At 32.3% G+C, this 17,193-nt stretch carries 18 protein-coding genes; 5 read left to right on the forward strand and 13 right to left on the reverse strand.

Annotated features, from left to right (window positions below):
- Nucleotides 1-25: 25 nt before the first annotated feature.
- From DW1_RS12300 to lipA, 8 genes are all read right to left on the reverse strand, one after another.
- Nucleotides 26-835, reverse strand: a complete 810-nt coding sequence (locus DW1_RS12300) for a class I SAM-dependent methyltransferase (protein ID WP_074350924.1) — start codon at nt 833-835, stop codon at nt 26-28.
- Between the two features lie 403 nt (nt 836-1,238).
- A complete protein-coding gene (locus DW1_RS12305; protein ID WP_074350925.1) occupies nt 1,239-1,991 on the reverse strand; it encodes an iron ABC transporter ATP-binding protein in 753 nt (250 codons plus the stop codon).
- Entirely contained in the window at nt 1,988-3,052 is a 1,065-nt protein-coding gene (locus DW1_RS12310) for an iron chelate uptake ABC transporter family permease subunit (protein WP_074350926.1), read from the reverse strand. Before DW1_RS12310 ends, DW1_RS12305 begins: the two co-directional genes overlap by 4 nt.
- Nucleotides 3,049-4,062 (reverse strand): ABC transporter permease, encoded by a 1,014-nt coding sequence (locus tag DW1_RS12315; protein WP_074350927.1) that lies wholly within the window; start codon nt 4,060-4,062, stop codon nt 3,049-3,051. The genes DW1_RS12310 and DW1_RS12315 overlap by 4 nt, the downstream gene beginning before the upstream one ends.
- A 16-nt stretch (nt 4,063-4,078) precedes the next feature.
- Nucleotides 4,079-5,113, reverse strand: a complete 1,035-nt coding sequence (locus DW1_RS12320; protein ID WP_074350928.1) for a siderophore ABC transporter substrate-binding protein — start codon at nt 5,111-5,113, stop codon at nt 4,079-4,081.
- Between the two features lie 411 nt (nt 5,114-5,524).
- Nucleotides 5,525-6,274 carry a peroxide stress protein YaaA gene (gene yaaA / locus DW1_RS12325; protein WP_074350929.1) on the reverse strand — a complete coding sequence of 250 codons (750 nt, stop codon included), beginning with the start codon at nt 6,272-6,274 and terminating at the stop codon, nt 5,525-5,527.
- Nucleotides 6,275-7,444: 1,170 nt separating this feature from the next.
- The gene (locus DW1_RS12330; RefSeq protein WP_074350930.1) at nt 7,445-8,425 is read right to left on the reverse strand and encodes a lipoate--protein ligase; all 981 of its coding nucleotides are present in this window, start codon (nt 8,423-8,425) and stop codon (nt 7,445-7,447) included.
- Between the two features lie 4 nt (nt 8,426-8,429).
- Nucleotides 8,430-9,308 carry a lipoyl synthase gene (gene lipA / locus DW1_RS12335; RefSeq protein WP_278335761.1) on the reverse strand — a complete coding sequence of 293 codons (879 nt, stop codon included), beginning with the start codon at nt 9,306-9,308 and terminating at the stop codon, nt 8,430-8,432.
- A 353-nt stretch (nt 9,309-9,661) separates the two neighbouring features.
- Between lipA and DW1_RS15585 the strand changes: the two genes are divergently transcribed.
- Nucleotides 9,662-9,829, forward strand: coding sequence for a hypothetical protein (locus DW1_RS15585; protein WP_159433592.1), 168 nt, complete (start codon nt 9,662-9,664; stop codon nt 9,827-9,829).
- Between the two features lie 364 nt (nt 9,830-10,193).
- Here DW1_RS15585 and DW1_RS12340 read toward each other — a convergent pair whose 3' ends face one another.
- A complete protein-coding gene (locus tag DW1_RS12340) occupies nt 10,194-10,442 on the reverse strand; it encodes a hypothetical protein (protein ID WP_074350932.1) in 249 nt (82 codons plus the stop codon).
- 204 nt (nt 10,443-10,646) lie between these two features.
- On the opposite strand from DW1_RS12340, the gene DW1_RS12345 reads away from it, so the two are divergent.
- The 3 genes from DW1_RS12345 to DW1_RS12350 all read left to right on the forward strand — a co-directional run bounded on the left by DW1_RS12345 (nt 10,647) and on the right by DW1_RS12350 (nt 13,930).
- Nucleotides 10,647-11,963 (forward strand): helix-turn-helix domain-containing protein, encoded by a 1,317-nt coding sequence (locus tag DW1_RS12345; protein ID WP_074350933.1) that lies wholly within the window; start codon nt 10,647-10,649, stop codon nt 11,961-11,963.
- A gap of 3 nt (nt 11,964-11,966) precedes the next feature.
- A complete protein-coding gene (locus DW1_RS15590; RefSeq protein WP_159433593.1) occupies nt 11,967-12,113 on the forward strand; it encodes a hypothetical protein in 147 nt (48 codons plus the stop codon).
- A gap of 227 nt (nt 12,114-12,340) precedes the next feature.
- Nucleotides 12,341-13,930 carry an ABC-F family ATP-binding cassette domain-containing protein gene (locus tag DW1_RS12350; protein WP_074350934.1) on the forward strand — a complete coding sequence of 530 codons (1,590 nt, stop codon included), beginning with the start codon at nt 12,341-12,343 and terminating at the stop codon, nt 13,928-13,930.
- Nucleotides 13,931-13,983: 53 nt separating this feature from the next.
- Here the strand turns inward: DW1_RS12350 and DW1_RS12355 are convergent, their stop codons facing one another.
- The 3 genes from DW1_RS12355 to yedE are packed head-to-tail and all read right to left on the reverse strand — an operon-like array spanning nt 13,984 to nt 15,576.
- On the reverse strand, nt 13,984-14,259 hold the full coding sequence (locus DW1_RS12355) for a putative Se/S carrier protein (RefSeq protein WP_074350935.1): 276 nt from the start codon (nt 14,257-14,259) through the stop codon (nt 13,984-13,986).
- A gap of 8 nt (nt 14,260-14,267) precedes the next feature.
- Nucleotides 14,268-14,477 carry a sulfurtransferase TusA family protein gene (locus DW1_RS12360; RefSeq protein ID WP_074350936.1) on the reverse strand — a complete coding sequence of 70 codons (210 nt, stop codon included), beginning with the start codon at nt 14,475-14,477 and terminating at the stop codon, nt 14,268-14,270.
- A 1-nt stretch (nt 14,478) separates the two neighbouring features.
- Nucleotides 14,479-15,576, reverse strand: a complete 1,098-nt coding sequence (gene yedE / locus DW1_RS12365; protein ID WP_074350937.1) for a YedE family putative selenium transporter — start codon at nt 15,574-15,576, stop codon at nt 14,479-14,481.
- Between the two features lie 228 nt (nt 15,577-15,804).
- On the opposite strand from yedE, the gene DW1_RS12370 reads away from it, so the two are divergent.
- The gene (locus DW1_RS12370; RefSeq protein WP_074350938.1) at nt 15,805-16,236 is read left to right on the forward strand and encodes a C40 family peptidase; all 432 of its coding nucleotides are present in this window, start codon (nt 15,805-15,807) and stop codon (nt 16,234-16,236) included.
- 100 nt (nt 16,237-16,336) lie between these two features.
- Here DW1_RS12370 and DW1_RS12375 read toward each other — a convergent pair whose 3' ends face one another.
- On the reverse strand, nt 16,337-17,056 hold the full coding sequence (locus DW1_RS12375; RefSeq protein ID WP_200800528.1) for a TrmH family RNA methyltransferase: 720 nt from the start codon (nt 17,054-17,056) through the stop codon (nt 16,337-16,339).
- Nucleotides 17,057-17,193: the final 137 nt, after the last annotated feature.

Genomic DNA, 17,193 nt, shown 5'->3' on the forward strand with positions numbered 1-17,193 from the left:
CTGTCCCCCTGTCTCTGCTGTCTCATTAAGATTTCTTTACAATTACATGAAGATGCTCTGTAGCATCTCTATACTGAGGCAGTTCACAAAATTCTGCAGCTTTTTTTAAATAGTTTTCATACACTTCAGGCATATACAAATATAGATTTTTCACCTGAGTACTGAGTCCTGCCAAAAAACTTTCTGCACCGGCATAAGATACTATTTCAAATCCAGATTTCTTGATTTCTTCTAAAGCTAAAGGAGGTGTAGTAAAATATGTAGAAGTAAAGCTTTCCTCTGGAGAAAACTTTAGATCTCCATTTTTATACCTGTCAAAATGCCCTACATCTTTAAAGACGTCTGGAAATTCCCCTACACTTGCCTTGAGTGCTCCCCATGTGTTGATATATGATATGAGCGCAATACCATTGTTTTTTAATATCCTATAAGTATCACTTAATACCTTAATCCTATCTTCATGACTATGCAAATGATATAGTGGGCCCATTACTAAAACTCCATCAAAAGACTCAGCCTCTAAAAACTCAAGCTCTAATGCACTTTTACAATAGTAGTTTTCTGCAGTTAAATTAGCTTCTTCAATCTTCCGTTTTGCAATGTCTAGCTCATTTTTTGATAAATCCAAAAGGCTAACCCTATATCCCCTTTTGAGTAACTCTAAAGAGTATCTTCCCGGACCTGAACCAATATCAATGATTTTACCACTTTTAGGAAAGTGCTTTTTAATTAGATACATTGTAGAACAAAATTCTACCCTTGAATATGGATTATTTAATCGCTGCCACTCAAGTTCTGCATTCTCGTCATAATATTTTCTTACTTCACTTGTCATAAAAATTCCCCCTGTTATTATTATAAAAAAACCTACAGAATCAGCATTATGGTGACTCCGCAGGCTTTATTATCCGCGTGTAGGATTTCTCCCTGTATCGCTCACAATTACTAAGTATTTGCTTAGATACACTCACTATATACGAATATAATTCACTATATATGAATTTTTATATATTATATTTACTTTCATATCTTTTGTCAATATTGAAGATACTCTACTTTCCCTACTAGCAATAAATCCTTACACTCTAATTTTATAGGCATTATAATTTTTCCTTTAACTAAATCCTTTCTATAGTATAGCTATCTTGCATTAGCTAGGTAATAGGTTTTCTTTCAAATCATAGAATTAGCAACATATCTAGCTAACAAGTAAAGGAGTAGCCATGCTACTCCTTTACTTAGTAAGTTGCTATTGGTCCATTAGGACTATTAATAATTTCTATTTTTGTTTCAAAAATATCTGTCAGTATTTTTGAGTCCATAATCTCTTCAACTGTTCCAAAAGCAGCTATTTTCCCATTCTTCATGGCACATATTCTATCGGAATATTTCGCTGCAAAATTTATATCATGCAAAACAGTCAAAATTGTTCTCCCAAACTTATCAGCGGCGTACCTTAAATGTTCCATCATCTGAACAGAACGTGCCACATCAAGATTGTTCAAAGGTTCATCCAATAATACATATTCTGTTTCTTGACACAATACCATGGCAACATAGGCCCTTTGCCTTTGACCTCCAGAAAGCTCATCTAGATATCTATTTTCTAAGTCAGTCAGGCCTAAAAAGTCAATATATTTAGAAATTATATCCTCATCCTTATCTGTTAGCCTTCCCTTAGAATATGGAAAACGCCCAAAACCAACTAATTGTCTAACCGTAAGCCTTGTAACAAAATGATTTTCTTGTCGTAAGATAGTCAATATTTTCGCCAAATCTTCTGACTTAGAGGCAGTAACATCCATATTTGCCACCTTAATCTGACCTTCATCCATATTCAACAATCTTCCAATCATCAAAAGAGTCGTTGATTTCCCAGCACCATTTGGACCAATTAAAGAAGTAATCCCAGCTTTTGGTATCGTAATACTCAAAGGCCCTATCGCTACCTCATCAGTATAAACCTTTTTTACATTATCTATATTTATCATAAAGTCCCCTTCCTCAACAATACTATTAAGAATGTAATACCACCAAACATTTCGATAATTATTGAAACTACACCCTGTGCATTGAAAACATGATACATAAAGAAATATGAAGTAGTTATTATCAAGAATCCTATGGCAAGGGACATTGGAAAAATATATCTATGGTCATATGTTGACGCTACTTGATAAGTCAAAGTCGCAACTAAGAACCCATAAAAAGTAAGGGGTCCAACTAAGGCTGTTGAAATTGACATTAGTATAGATACTAGTACTAGTCCTAATATTACACCTATTTGATGCTTAACACCCAAGGCTGTAGAAACATGTTTTCCAAGGGACAATACATTTAGCTTTTTAGAATATCTAATAAGAATTATGGCAGTAATTATTACAATTGGAATTGCAATAGGAAAATATGAAGGATCTGCATTATTAACAGAGCCAAATAATCTTGCTTGTAAAATATCAAACTCAGATGGAGCAAGTAGCCTTCTCATAAAAGTTGACAAAGATCTCAAGCCAGTTCCAATAATAACTCCTACTAATAACATTAGCTGTAAATCTCCATACTTCCCTGAAAGTAGCCACCCGTAAAGTATTAAACACATTAAAACCATAGCAATAACTTGAAATAAAAACGATCCAACACCACTAAAACTTATAAAAGCACTAACTCCAAAGAAAAACATTGTACTTGTCTGAATTGTAGAATAAAGTGCTTCAAAACCCAATAGGGAAGGTGTTATAACCCTATTACCCGTAATTGATTGAAAAGCAACAGTGGATAAACTCTGACAAATTGCAGCTATGACCATAGAAATAATAGCTACCATCCTTCTTTTAACTACTGGGATAAAAGAAGGTGAGCTGACTGGAACTGGATTGTTATAAACCAGAAGTCCATAAGATGCCAAAAGTCCCAAGGCAATAAATGTTATAAGTAAGAACCAATAACGTTTTTCTTCTTTCTTAGAACGAAAAGCTCTAGCAGATCTATTTTTAGTATTTAGTCCTGAGTCTATTTTTGTACTTTCTTTATTTCTATATACGAGTTCGCTCATCTTGACCTCCTTTGTCTCAATAAAACTACTATAAATACCACCGAGCCCAGTGTTCCAAGTATCATTGAGACAGGTACTTCAAAGGGCATTATAATAGTTCGAGAAATTATATCACAAACAGTTATAGTTCCCATTCCTATAACACATACCCAAGGCAAATTACTCCTAAGATCATCGCCTCTATACATGGAAACAATATTTGGAACAATTAACCCTAAAAAAGGTAAATTCCCAATAACAGCTGCAACAATTCCTACAGCAAGAGCAATAAGACCAGTACCCAAAAGAACTATATTATTATAGTTCAATCCGAGACTTGTTGTCATATCTTGTCCTAGTCCAGCTAAAGTAAATCTGTCAGCATAGATAAAAATAAAGAAAGTAACTATAACAATTAACCATAAGTATTCATATCTACCAACTTGAACTGGTGCAAAGGATCCCACAAACCATGTTTCAATATTTTGTGTCATCTGAAATACAAGTCCAATAAAAGTAGAGAATGCAGAAATCACCGCACCAAGCATCATCCCAATAATAGGTACTATTAAAGACGAACGGAGTTTTACTCTTCTTAAAAAGAAAAAGAAAATCATAGTTCCAGCAAAAGAAAAGATAATAGCACCAGTCATTCTTTGAACTAAGGTTGGTGCAGGAAATAATAGATAGACAATTGTAAGTCCCAAGCCTGCCCACTCAATAGTTCCAGTTGTAGTAGATTCAACTAAACGATTCTGTGTAATAAGTTGCATTACTAGTCCTGACATAGACATTGCAGCACCAGTAAGCATTAGTGCAATAGTTCTTGGAACACGAGTTATGAAAAACATTCTCATTCCATCTTCTTGTCCTCGTATATCGTAAACTCCTGTAAACAGTGATATAATGCCCAAAATCACAACAAGCAAAATCGCTAAAATAAAAGGTTTCGTCCATATTCTATTGTTATTACAGCGTTTGGGCTGAGAACTCTCAGCCCTTGCCATTGTTTGAATTGTATTTTTTTGCACTTAATATACCCCTTTACTACTTAGCTAGAGCATTTGCAATATCTTGAAATAATTCTAGATAAGTTTGAATTGATTCATTAGTGTAAGTATCTGCTGGTGCATAAACTATATTTCCTTCTCTTACTGCTTTTGTGTTTTGAAGAGCAGGTGAATTATCTATCACATCTTGTGCAGGAACTGCATCAGTTGTAGAAGATACTGCAGCATCACGATCTAGCACGAATATCCAATCAGGATTACTTTGAGCAATAGCTTCAACAGAAATTTCATCCCCTTGATGATCTGAAGTAGCACTATTGATATCTAAGGCTGGAACCCATCCAAAGATTTCATACATTGGCCCCCAAACACGTCCAGAATGAGGTGCTGAGAAGCCAATATTTCCAGCAGAAACTATGACACTCATGATTTTATCTGTTCCGTTATATGAAGTCTTCACATCTTCTATAGCTTTGTCAAATTCAGCTACTAATTTTTCAGCCTCTTCATTTTTATCAAAGATTTTTCCTAATGCGATTGTAGAATCCTTTAGTCCACTTACTAAGTTTTCACCAGGCGTAGCAGCAGTCTCAGAAACATCAAAATTTAAATCAATAACTACTGCATTGGGAACTAGTGCCTTTATGTCTTCATAGAAGCTTGCAAATCTTTGACCGATAATTACAAGTTCAGGTTCTACAGCAGCTATAATTTCAAGATTTGGTTCGCGGTGATTTCCAACATCTAGTACTGACTCATCAGCCACATATGGTGAATCTGCTGGCATTACTCCCTTAGGAACTGCTGCTAATTTAATTCCCCAATCAGATAATGTTTCAAATGTCCTATTGTCTAATGCAACTACGTTCTTAGGATTTACAGGAACAGTAACAGTTCCATGAACATCTGTAATTTCTACTGTTGTAGGTTCAGATACTGTTGGTTGCTCATTGCTTGTTTGCTCGTTAGCTACAGGTTGAGTAGTTTCATTACTTGAGCTTGAACAAGCTGTAATCATTAAAGCAAAAACTGTAATGACAGAAATAAGTATAAATAACTTTGATTTTTTCATAATTTCTCTCCTTTTGTATATTCTGATTATGTAGCAATTATTGAAATGATGAACTAATATCAAGGCAATATTTATATGCTATAGTAAGCTAATCATTTTCCATTAAAATCTCGTATATATAACACGGGGTTATTTGATAATAATTCTCATTGTCAATAACTTATTTTAATATAACAAATCCAATATAAACTGTCAACTCTTTTTCTATATCATTTTCTTTCCATATAAAAAGTGGACCTAGAAAAAAATATTCTAAGTCCACCTACCTTGCAATTTAAACAACTACCTTGAAAAGTTACAATGCATCTAAAAATATTGTCATTATTCGCCATTATCTTTTAATAGTAATATGAGCCTAGCATCTTGAAGTTGGTCATAATTATAGTTCAAATATCTGGTACTATTGCCCAATTACGTTTCCTTCTTTAAAAAAACATATGTGTTTTTATTCGATAAATGCTCTTTAAAAACATAATTTAGTCTATCAAAGCTTTTAATATCCTCTATATATTCAATCTTATTTTCTGCCATAAACCTTACCATTTCTCCTCTTGCCATCTTTACTAGTGTGCCTTTTTCTATTATCTTTTCATCAATCATTTCACCAAAGACACAAGTAACAAATCTTATATTTTCATTTAAATATTTAGATATACATTTGCTGTATTCTTTAGATGCCAAGTTTACAATACAATTACTCTCTGAAAAAAGCTTATTTGCTATCTTACTATTCCAAAATTCGTAAAGCGTGCTTAAGTTATATCCTTTTAACTTTGCCTGCATTTCCAACCTGTATGTCACCACCCCATCAAATGGACGCAGCATACCATAAAAACCTGAAAGAATACGAAGATGTTCCTCAATATATTCATATTCTTCGGTTTGAAACACCACTGGAGCCATATATTGATACTGAATACCTTCAAATGAAAGAATTGCTGGAGTCAAATTACGGTACAAATTCATACTCTGTATTCTTTCATAATTAAGAGTAGCTATTTTATCATTGCAATCCCAAATTGATTTCAAATCTTCATAACTTAATCCTTTTAAATATTCCATCAGTATCTTAGTGTCATCTATAAAATAAGGAAGTTGATTATAATTTAAAGTATCTGTATCTACTTTCATCTTCTTTGCAGGTGAAATAATAATTCTCATAATTACCTCCACGAGACAAGGGGACGCTTCATCTGTCTCGAGACAAGGGGACGCTTCATCTGTCTTATCTCGCGAGACAAGGGGACGCTTCATCTGTCTTATCTTGCATTCATCTCGATTACTCTCCTCGTTTTTAATACCTTACTTAGTTTTCATATACTAATACCCGTCTCATAATTAAATTTACTTGATTATCACATTTTTTACATTGAAAAACTTTGTTATATCAGCTAAATTATACTGTTTGCTAATTTTTTCAATTGGTAACATCATAATGTTTTTTCATCTATCTCTACTTTCTAGACATTGATAATATTCATGCGACTACAAAACCTATTATTAATGTCCTGATTAATTATGTATCAACAAAAAAGCCATACCTACGATATTAAAGCAAATATTACTGAGTATTCCTACTCCATATTTAATTTTCTAGTTGGAGCATTTTCTCAACTTAAACTGGATTTTGATAAAAGCATCTTAATATTTTTATTAAATAATCTTCTATCTCAACTGCTTCGCTCTTATACCTGTTCTAATACAAATGGCCTAGCCTTTCATTCTTATTGTTATTCCAACTAGCATATTTTACTGTCCTACGTTTATAATTACTACTAATTTTTCATTTTTCTTAACTAATATATAGAGAATTTATCCATAAGACAAAAACATATATTTCAAATTCCCCAGTTTTTTTCACTTTTATAGTTGCTTTTCTAAACTAATCTTCATATTATATCCACAAGACATTTGAAACGTCCCCCTGTCTTCGAGACATTTGAAACGTCCCCCTGTCTTCCCGTCCCCCTGTCTTCCTTAGACTTAATGAAGCTTAGGCAGGAACTATAGGTTCAATCTGATTTAAATTTCTCTTTAGACATTTATGTGGGTATAAAGTTAGACTTGAAATTATATATAAACTAAGGCTCTGCTTAACAAATCATAGCTAGAAACTAAATTTTATTAAAACTTCTAACCATATATAGTACACAATGACTTAGTTTTAGGCCATAACTCTCATTGGAGATTTTGTTAAATATTTTTAGCGTAAATATACTGGCTAAAATTCATCTATAGGAAAAGTGTTTTTGTACTATCTAACGAACAAAAAGGGGAAAATTGTTAAAAACACTTGGTTTCACCCAAGTGTTATATTTCCTTTTATCCTTATCAAATTATGCAGCTCACTAATTCATCTATAGTCACCATATGGAAAAAGTCAGCAGCTCTAATTTCGTCAAGTTTAGCTCTTATGCCCTCTTCTTTATAAGGGCAACCTATTAATGAATCAGCAACTATTCTAACATCACCCTTACTAAAGAAGTCCCCAAATATTGTACATTGCTCTATATATCCATTTTTCACATTAAGCTTAAATTCTACTTTACCACCACTAAACCTCTTGCTTTTTGTGATATTGAACTCAGGTGATTTACCATAATTCCACTCCCAAGTTCTAAATTTGCTATCCGCTATTTCTTTAACTCTTAAAATATCTTTTTCATTTAATTTATAGGTTCCTTTAGCATCCTTAAGTAAATAGCTCACCATCAAGTCTCTAAATTCTATTGTACTGATCTTTTTATCCAAGTTATCTGCTACATTAGTAACTCTTTCACGTACTGATTTTATCCCCTTTGAAACAATTTTTTCATCAGATACAGTTATTGATCTGACTAGCTCATCTAAGTCAGTATTAAATAAAATGGAACCATGATGTAAAAGGCAATTATTATTGCTATATTGGGCATTGCCAGAGATTTTCTTTCCATTTATTAATATATCGTTTCTACCGCTTAGCTCTGCCTTTACACCTAATTCATTCAAGGCTTTAATAACTGGAGTTGTATAAGTGCTAAAATCAATATCACGAGATTGTTTATTTTTTACAATAAAGCTAAATTGCCACCCATTAGGGTCCGTATATATAGTTCCTCCCCCACTGATACGTCTAACAACATGAATGTTTTTCTCTTTTACATAATCTTTATTGATTTCTTCTAAGGTATTTTGGTGTTTTCCAATCATCAGTGTAGGTTCTGTTCGCCAGAACATGAAATATTCATCACTTATATCCAGCTCATTTATCAAATAACATTCAAGGGCAAAATTAAAAAATGGATCTAAAGAGTTATTTTCAACATATATCATATGATTATAGCCCCCTAATCCTCTTAATCGCTTCTAGGGCATTATATGAGCTTCTTACTAGTGGCGAGCTTGCTACATATTTTATTCCTTTTTCTTCACCAATTCTCTTGTATTCTTCAAAGGTCTCTGGGGTTACATATTCTTTTACTTCTATATGTTTTGATGAAGGTCTTAGATATTGTCCTAATGTAAAAATATCACAATCTATTTTAACTAAATCATCCATTAGTTTAAGTACTTCTTCTTTTTCTTCACCTAATCCTAACATTATTCCTGTTTTAGTCAATATGTCGGGGGACTTTTCCTTTACATATTTTAAGACATTAAGTGATCTACTATAAATAGCACCTGGTCTAACAGTTGAATAAAGAGATGGAACTGTTTCAACATTATGATTTATAACATCTGGTTTTGCATCTATAACTATATCTAGACTCTCTTTTACTCCCTTCAAATCAGGTATCAACACTTCTACAGTAGAATCTGGTATAGCTCTTTTAATAGCACGAATTGTTTTTGCAAAATGTACCGCCCCACCATCTTCTAAGTCGTCTCTAGTTACAGAAGTTACAACTATATGCTTTAAGCCTAACTTTTTTGATGCTAGAGCCACATTTTCTGGCTCATTTGGATCTAAAGGAAATATCTCTCCTTTTGTAACATCACAAAATTTACAATGTCTTGTACAGTTTGGACCCATAATCATAAAAGTTGCTGTGTTTTTCTTGAAGCACTCACCCATATTAGGACAACTAGCTTCTTTACATACAGTATTTAATGATAGATCTTTAAGCATTATATTCATTTCTCTAATAGCTTCTTTAGCTTCTCTATCCTGTACTGTTTTTAGCCATTCCGGTTTTCTCATATTCATAATTATCACCTTATCCTTCCTGTTAGCTTTCAAAGTTGAATAAAAACATTAAGTTTTTCTCACCACATTTTTATAGTTATTCAATTACACTCTTAAAATATAACATTCACTAATAAAATTATCAAATTAGTTATTTTATTGTCAAAAAAGTTGCCAAGTATATCTGGCAGCTATGCAACTTCTATGTAATTAGCGCTTAGCATCGTCTTGTACTAGGAAATTAGAAAATCAGCTCCCTTGGTGTATAGATTTTTTACTTAAGAATAATCTATTATGATACACTTGGACGTAAAGCTATTATGTGATAAGATATCTAGTGTATATTTAACTTAATATATACATATGAAAGGTAGTGCATCAGAATGGATAGTTTCTTTAAATCAAGATTCAAATACGAAGAAGATGATTATGATAAACTAAAACGTATAAGTAAAAGTAAAAATAAATACAAAGCTTTTACTAATAAATCTACTATGAAAAAAACAGAGTTCGATTATGAAGAAGACCCCTATGAACCTGAAAAATGCTAAAGGAGATTATTACCCAAGTCCTCTATTGTTATGTTTGATATGTATTTTTAGGGTATATCAAATATAGTTTTGGCACCGGTATGTCCTTCTTTACTAAATCTGTAAATCCCCCTTGCATAAACCATTAGTATACTAGCAATAAATTCAGAATTGCTATCGCTATCCAGCTTTAGAGAAAATTCTGATTTTATTATTCAATAGATTCACTCCCAAATCTAATATTTAATATTATAGTAAATATATTCAAACTCGAAGTTAAAAATAAAAATCTCAATAAAAATACTCTCCTTTTAGTATCAGATTCTTATTCCATAATTTACCTACCTTAAGGAGAGTAAACTTATTTCTTAACATTTAATTATTTCTAGTACATTAACTTATTAATATTAATTTGCTTAATAGCAGGACATTTTTTCTTCTCTTTAGGTCTATAAAATTCAATTAAAACTTTTCTTTCATCTTTTTTATCTTCTGTTTTTTTGTCCTCTATTATGTCACTTATAGCTTCATTGCATGTTCCACAAAGCTTGTCCGTAGGTACACGATATAAAATGTACTCCTCATTTGCTAATCTTATAAGCTTAGCATCATCTTTATTTGCTATAAACATCATTTTTAATCCCCCTAATATCAATAATATCTTTACTGAATTTCTATGTATGCCAAATATGCTATCCTGTTTATAAGTAAGCCAATTTACCTCAATAATATTATAACTCAATAAAAAAATATTGTAAACCTCTTTACATTTATTTTTATATGTGATATTCTAATCTAAAGTAAAATTAATTATATTTAGGTTGAAAGGTTGATTGTTTTGGAAGAGCATTTTGAAGTTACTGTAGGTCAAAATCTAAAAAGAATAAGAAAAGATCTAGGTCTAAGGCAGCATCAGATTGCTGGTGAGGATATTACTAGAAACCTGATTAGTCTTATTGAAAATGATAAGGCTACATTATATGACACTGCAGCTAATATAATGGCTAGAAATATTAATAAAATTATGAGTGAAAAAAACTTAAACATTTTCATTAAACCAGAAGATTTGCTTAACCCTAAAAGATACAATGCAAGAAAAAAAGCTGATACATATATTGAAAGATTAGAAGATGACTTAATCAATAAAAAATTTGACATTAAATCGAACGAGCTTAATGAAATTGAAGCTTTTTTAAATGAATGGGATTTAACTGATAAGAAGGTAAAGATATATGAGCTATTAGGAGACATTTTTTATGCTTCTAATAATTCAAACAAGGAATACTACTATTATTTTAAAGCTTTAGAATCCTCTTATGATTTTCCGAATATGAAGGGCCGCTATAAGATTGCACTTAAATTAGTTTTTAATTGCATAGTCACAGGCAAATGCGATGAAGCCATTAATTTATGTAAATATATGTTACTCAGTCAAAATGACATACCAGATATGTATAAAGGTGTGTTTTATTATAACAGTGCTTTAGCTTACAAAAAATTAAAAGAATATGATAATTGCTTAAATAATTTAGATATTGCCAAAAAATACATTGATGATACTAGTGATAATTTTAAAAAAATATTAATGCTAGAAGGCATTTCTTATTATGAAACTAAAAACTACAATAAAGCCTTAGTAAGCTATGAGAAATTTTTAGAAATACTCGGTGAAACAAATCGTTTTGACGAAATTTGTGCAACATACATAAATATAGTTCAAATTCATATAAAGAGAAACGATAAAGAAAGTATTCTGAAATACTTTGATAAAATTATGACTACTCTTCCATACATAGATGATGATTCATTTTATCTTACCGAAATATACTATGAAATATCAAATGTTTTTTTATACTTAAATAATTATGAAGAGTCTGAGAAGTATTTAAATACGGCTTTAGCCTCATCAAAAAAATTTGGAATGCATAATCTCTATAAAAAGTTTCTAGGTAAACTAATGGAGCTATATATTAATACAAACAGCTTAGATAAATTATCTGATCTGTTAAAAACAATAGATGATGAGATTATTAATATTAGATTCAAAGAAGATTTTATATTAGTACTCAAACTTTTACTATATTTCATAAAGCAAAATAACTATAAAGAAGCAGAAAACTTAATAATAGATTTATTACAAAAAAAGGAGGTATAATTAATGAAAAAGAAAATTCTTGTTCTATTATCAGTTTTAACTCTTATTACAACTCTAAGCAATATAGCCTTTGCAGGTACAGTAGATCCACCACCTATTAGAGAACTATCTATTAGAATTTCTGACAACATCATAAAATTATCAGAGTAATGAATACCAAAAGCATTACACCTATTGATAAAACCTGAAAAATTAGATGAACTTCACAGCCCACTTTTATGTAGGTAAAAAACAAGCTTTTCACAAAAAATAAGCCTTAGGACTCTAAGGCTTATTTTTTTCATAGTTATTTTTTTATCTATTTTTAACCTTCTATAATATCAATTTTTATGGTACAATATCACGAGGATTGAATTTAAATAAAGGATGGTAGTTAGATGATTAATGTAACAAATTTAAGCTTGCAATTTGGTGGGCGTAAGCTCTTTTCAGATGTAAATATAAAATTTACTCCGGGAAACTGCTACGGGGTTATCGGAGCAAATGGTGCAGGAAAAAGTACTTTCTTAAAGATTTTATCTGGAGAGATAGAGCCAACTACAGGTGAAGTAAGCATAGCACCAAATGTTCGTATGTCAGTTTTAAAGCAGGACCACTTCCAATATGATGAGCATCAGGTATTGGAAACTGTCATCATGGGTAATGCAAGACTGTATGAAATCATGAAAGAAAAAGATGCTCTTTATGCAAAGGAAGATTTTACAGATGAAGATGGAATAAAAGCCTCTGAGCTTGAGTGTGAGTTTGCAGAGCTAGATGGTTGGGAAGCAGAATCTGAAGCCTCTTCTCTACTCCAAGGATTAGGTATAGGCACAGAATTACATGATAAAAAAGTAAAAGAACTTTCAGGAAATGATAAAATCAAGGTTCTACTAGCCCAAGCCCTATTTGGGAAGCCTGGAATCTTGATACTTGACGAGCCTACTAACCACTTAGATATCAAGGCTATATCATGGCTAGAGGAGTTTTTAATAGAGTTTGAGGGTACTGTCATAGTAGTATCTCACGATAGATACTTCTTAAATAAGGTATGTACACATATGGCTGACATAGACTTTGGAAAGATTAAACTATATGTGGGCAACTACGACTTTTGGTACGAATCAAGTCAATTAGCTCTTCAAATGATGAAAGACCAAAATAAGAAAAAAGAAGAGAAAATTAAAGAGCTTCAAGACTTTATTGCTAGGTTCAGTGCAAATGCTTCTAAGTCTAGGCAAGCAACTTCTCGTAAAAAGCTTCTTGAAAAAATTACTTTAGATGATATACAGCCTTCTAGTAGAAGATACCCATATGTAGGCTTTAAGCCTGAGAGAGAAGTTGGAAACAATATATTATCTGTTGAAGGATTGTCAAAAACCATAGATGGAATAAAGGTATTAGATAATATTAGCTTTACTGTAGCTAAAGATGATAAGATAGCCTTTGTAGGTGAAAATGAAATAGCTAATACTACATTATTTAAAATACTAATGGGTAAAATGGAACCTGATAGTGGCGAGTTTAAATGGGGTGTTACTATAACTACAGCTTATTTCCCTAAGGACAACTCTGAGTTCTTTAATGATGTGGAACTAAATCTAGTAGATTGGATGCGTCAGTTCTCTGAAGAAAAATCTGAAAGCTATTTAAGAGGATTTTTAGGTAGGATGCTCTTCTCAGGTGAAGAAGCTCTAAAACAAGCAAAGGTGCTTTCAGGTGGAGAGAGAGTAAGATGTATGCTCGCTAAGATGATGCTAAGTACAGCAAATGTTTTAGTTTTAGACCAACCTACTAACCACTTAGACTTAGAGTCTATTACAGCCCTAAATAATGGTCTTAGAGATTATAAAAGCAATATATTGTTTACTTCTCACGACCATCAGTTTATACAAACTATAGCTAATAGAATTATTGAAATCACTCCTTCTGGACTAATAGACAAAAGAATGACCTATGACGAATATCTTGAGACAAAAGGACAATGAATATAGTCAGGGATATGCATATAAGCTGCATATCCCTTTTCTTTTCACATATATTAACTTGATTGCTTAAACAGCTTTGACAATATTCCACTACTATGCTTTACCTCTATTTTATGGACTTCATCTATTTCGATATGCTGTTCTAAGCATGTTTTTAAGATTTCATCTTTAAGCTCACATGGAAATTGTGCTGCTGTTCCACAACTTGAGCTAACCTGTCTAGGCACAGGCATTAGTTTCACATCTACTTTATTTTCTTTCATAACTTTTTCAAAGGTAAGAGCATGATTAGTAGTATGAAATGTAACTATACAATAATAATTTTCCACGATTTCACCTATTTTCTTATACTAAGAGTAAATTCATCATCATTTTCCTCAACATTAACTGTGTAGCCTTGGCTTGTTGCAAATCTTTTTATATTCTCAACTGCTACCTTTGCGTCTACAAGCACTTCAAAGTTCGTATTGCCACTATCTATAGCATTTTTAGTCATTATAACTGGCTCTGGGCAAGATCTACCTCTTGCATCAACTATATTAGCCATCTTATTGACCTCCTTCTTTCAAAGCAACTTTCTTCTTATTTTTATTTGCACTGACTACTATTGAAACTGCTATAACTATAGTTACTACAAGTCCAATTATCACAGCTATTCTTCCATTTGGAGTAGTTCCAGCTGCGCTAGATGCTAGCCCAAAGTTGTGAGCAAATGCTGCACCAACTATTAGTCCCAATATAGTAACAGCTGCATCTGTGTCTCCTTCTCCTGCTAAAATAGTTTGTCTAAGTGGACAGCCTCCAAGTAATACTGCTGTCAAACCTACTAATGCCATACCTAAGAAATTCCACACATGATCATTATGTGCTATTGGTTGTTCTATAAAACCAACTTTAAATGCAGCAGGATTAAATATTAAATTTCCAATAAGAGCAAATACAAATACTCCTATTATCCCCCATAGGAAATGAAAATCTTTGATTAAAAATGCATCTCTAAACCCACCTGCTGTACAAAGTCTAGTTCTTTGAAGCATTAAACCTACTATAAGTCCTGCTCCTAATGACATTAAAATAGGTGCTGTTTTAGAGCCAGGTCCCTCAGCACTGAAGAATATAAACGCAGGTGCAACTACTAGTAGTATCAATAATACTACAGCTATAACAGGCATTATATATCCTGATGCTGTAGGTTGTCTTGTACTCTTTCCTAAAGTAAAGCCTTTCTTTAAGAATTGAATTCCTATTAAAATACCAACTATGTAACCAACTAAGCCTACTAGTGAATTTAAATCACCATTTGCCAATCTCAAAATCATTCTAAGTGGGCATCCTAAGAATACTAGAGCTCCTACCATCATAAAAAATCCAAATACAAAGCGTAAAATCGGTGAGGAGCCACCCCTTGCCTTAAATTCACCTTTGGCCTTTGCAAATATAAATGATCCAAGTATAAATCCGACTATTTCAGGCCTTATATATTGCACTACTGCTGCTCTGTGAAGACCTAGAGCTCCTGCAATGTCTCTATAGAAGCAAGCTACACATATACCCATATTAACTGGATTTCCAAACTTTACAAGAAGTGCCGCCAGTACTCCTAACACTGCTCCCGAGCCTATTATCTTCCATTTTGCATTTTTCACGTTATCACTCCTCCATATTTATTTGCTTCCATATATAATTATATAAAGCTTGTCAGTTTATTAACAATAATTTTTTTCTATAACTCAAGCCTGTACTATCGATTTCCCAAATATGTACATACTGGGCGATATTTGTTTTTACTGTGTATTCACCTTTTGCGAATTCATTCATATTATATAATGATAGGTTTTTTTACTTCACTTACATAATTTGGAGGGATAAATTATATGAATGAAAATATCCAAGAAAAAATTAGAGAAGGAATTAGGAAATATAGGTATGCTAAATTCCTACGTAATGGAAGAAGTCTTGAAGAAGGCATTGATTGTCTTGGATTTATAAAGCTTTTTTATAAGGATTTTGGAATAGACATCCCTGGTGATGATGGAAAACCAATAGAAGAAGAATGGTATAGAGCTGATCCTGAAAGGTATATTAGGGGAATAAAAAGCTTAGGCTGCAGAAATGTCGGAATTGACGAACTACAACCCCTTGACTTAGCCTATTTTGTTGTTAATCATGATGTAATCACACATGCAGGAATTATGATAAGTAATAGAGAGTTTGTCCATATGTCTCCAAAAAGTGGTCTCCTTATCAGCAAGCTTGAGCGACATTGGAGAAGACGGTTTAGGGGTGCTATACGACTTATAGAATAGTATCACTGTCTGCCATACTGAGCGAAGCGAATGCATCTCTCCACGAGATACTTCACTACGTTCAGGATGACGAAAAATACCTAGTCAAATTCTTAAGTAGCTATTTCGTAAACTCATATGCAGCTATCCCCACTGCGATGGAAAGATTTAAAGAGTCTATTTCATTGCTATGGGGAATTATTATGCTAGTACCTATATCAGTAAACTCATCTCCTAGCCCACTTCCTTCATTACCAAATACTAATGAAAATGGTCTACTTGTGTTTACTTCAACTTCAGGTAGGCTCTTCTTTGCATTTAGCATAAATGTATATATATCATTACTGTATGTAGTCTGGTAGTTGTTGAAATCCTCAAAGTATTGGAATGATATCCTAAACACAGCCCCCATTGATGCCCTTATAGCTTTAGGGTCAAATATATCAACTCCTGGCCTTATAATTGCTAAATTTTTTATTCCAAAACCTAGAATAGTTCTTATGATAGTTCCCAAGTTTCCCATATCACTTGGATTTACTAATACAACATGATTGTTCTGTTCTTCTAGCCTTTGCTCATACTTTTTAAATACTCCTATGGCATAGCTGTTTTCTTTTTTTGATATTCTATTAATGGCCTTATCATTTATCTGAACTTGAATCTTATGCTCATTACATATATCTATTATCTTTTTTACCCCTTCATTTTCCTGTCCATCGGAACTTAGTAAAACCATTAGCACCTCTTCTTTTTTGTATTTAAGCAGTTCTAGTGTTGGAAATACTCCTATTGCATATGAATATTGAAAGTCCTTCTTATAGGATTTTAACTGGATATCCATGACTTACCTCCTGTTTATTAATGCTGTATAAAGACGACTCTAACACTATTATACTATTATTCGTGTAGCAAAGCATAGATATGTATTTTTTCATTCCCTATATTTTTTCTATATGTTATAATTGAGTAAAATAATGT

Origin of the sequence: Proteiniborus sp. DW1, from assembly GCF_900095305.1 — a bacterium.
Classification (GTDB): Bacteria; Bacillota; Clostridia; order Tissierellales; family Proteiniboraceae; genus Proteiniborus.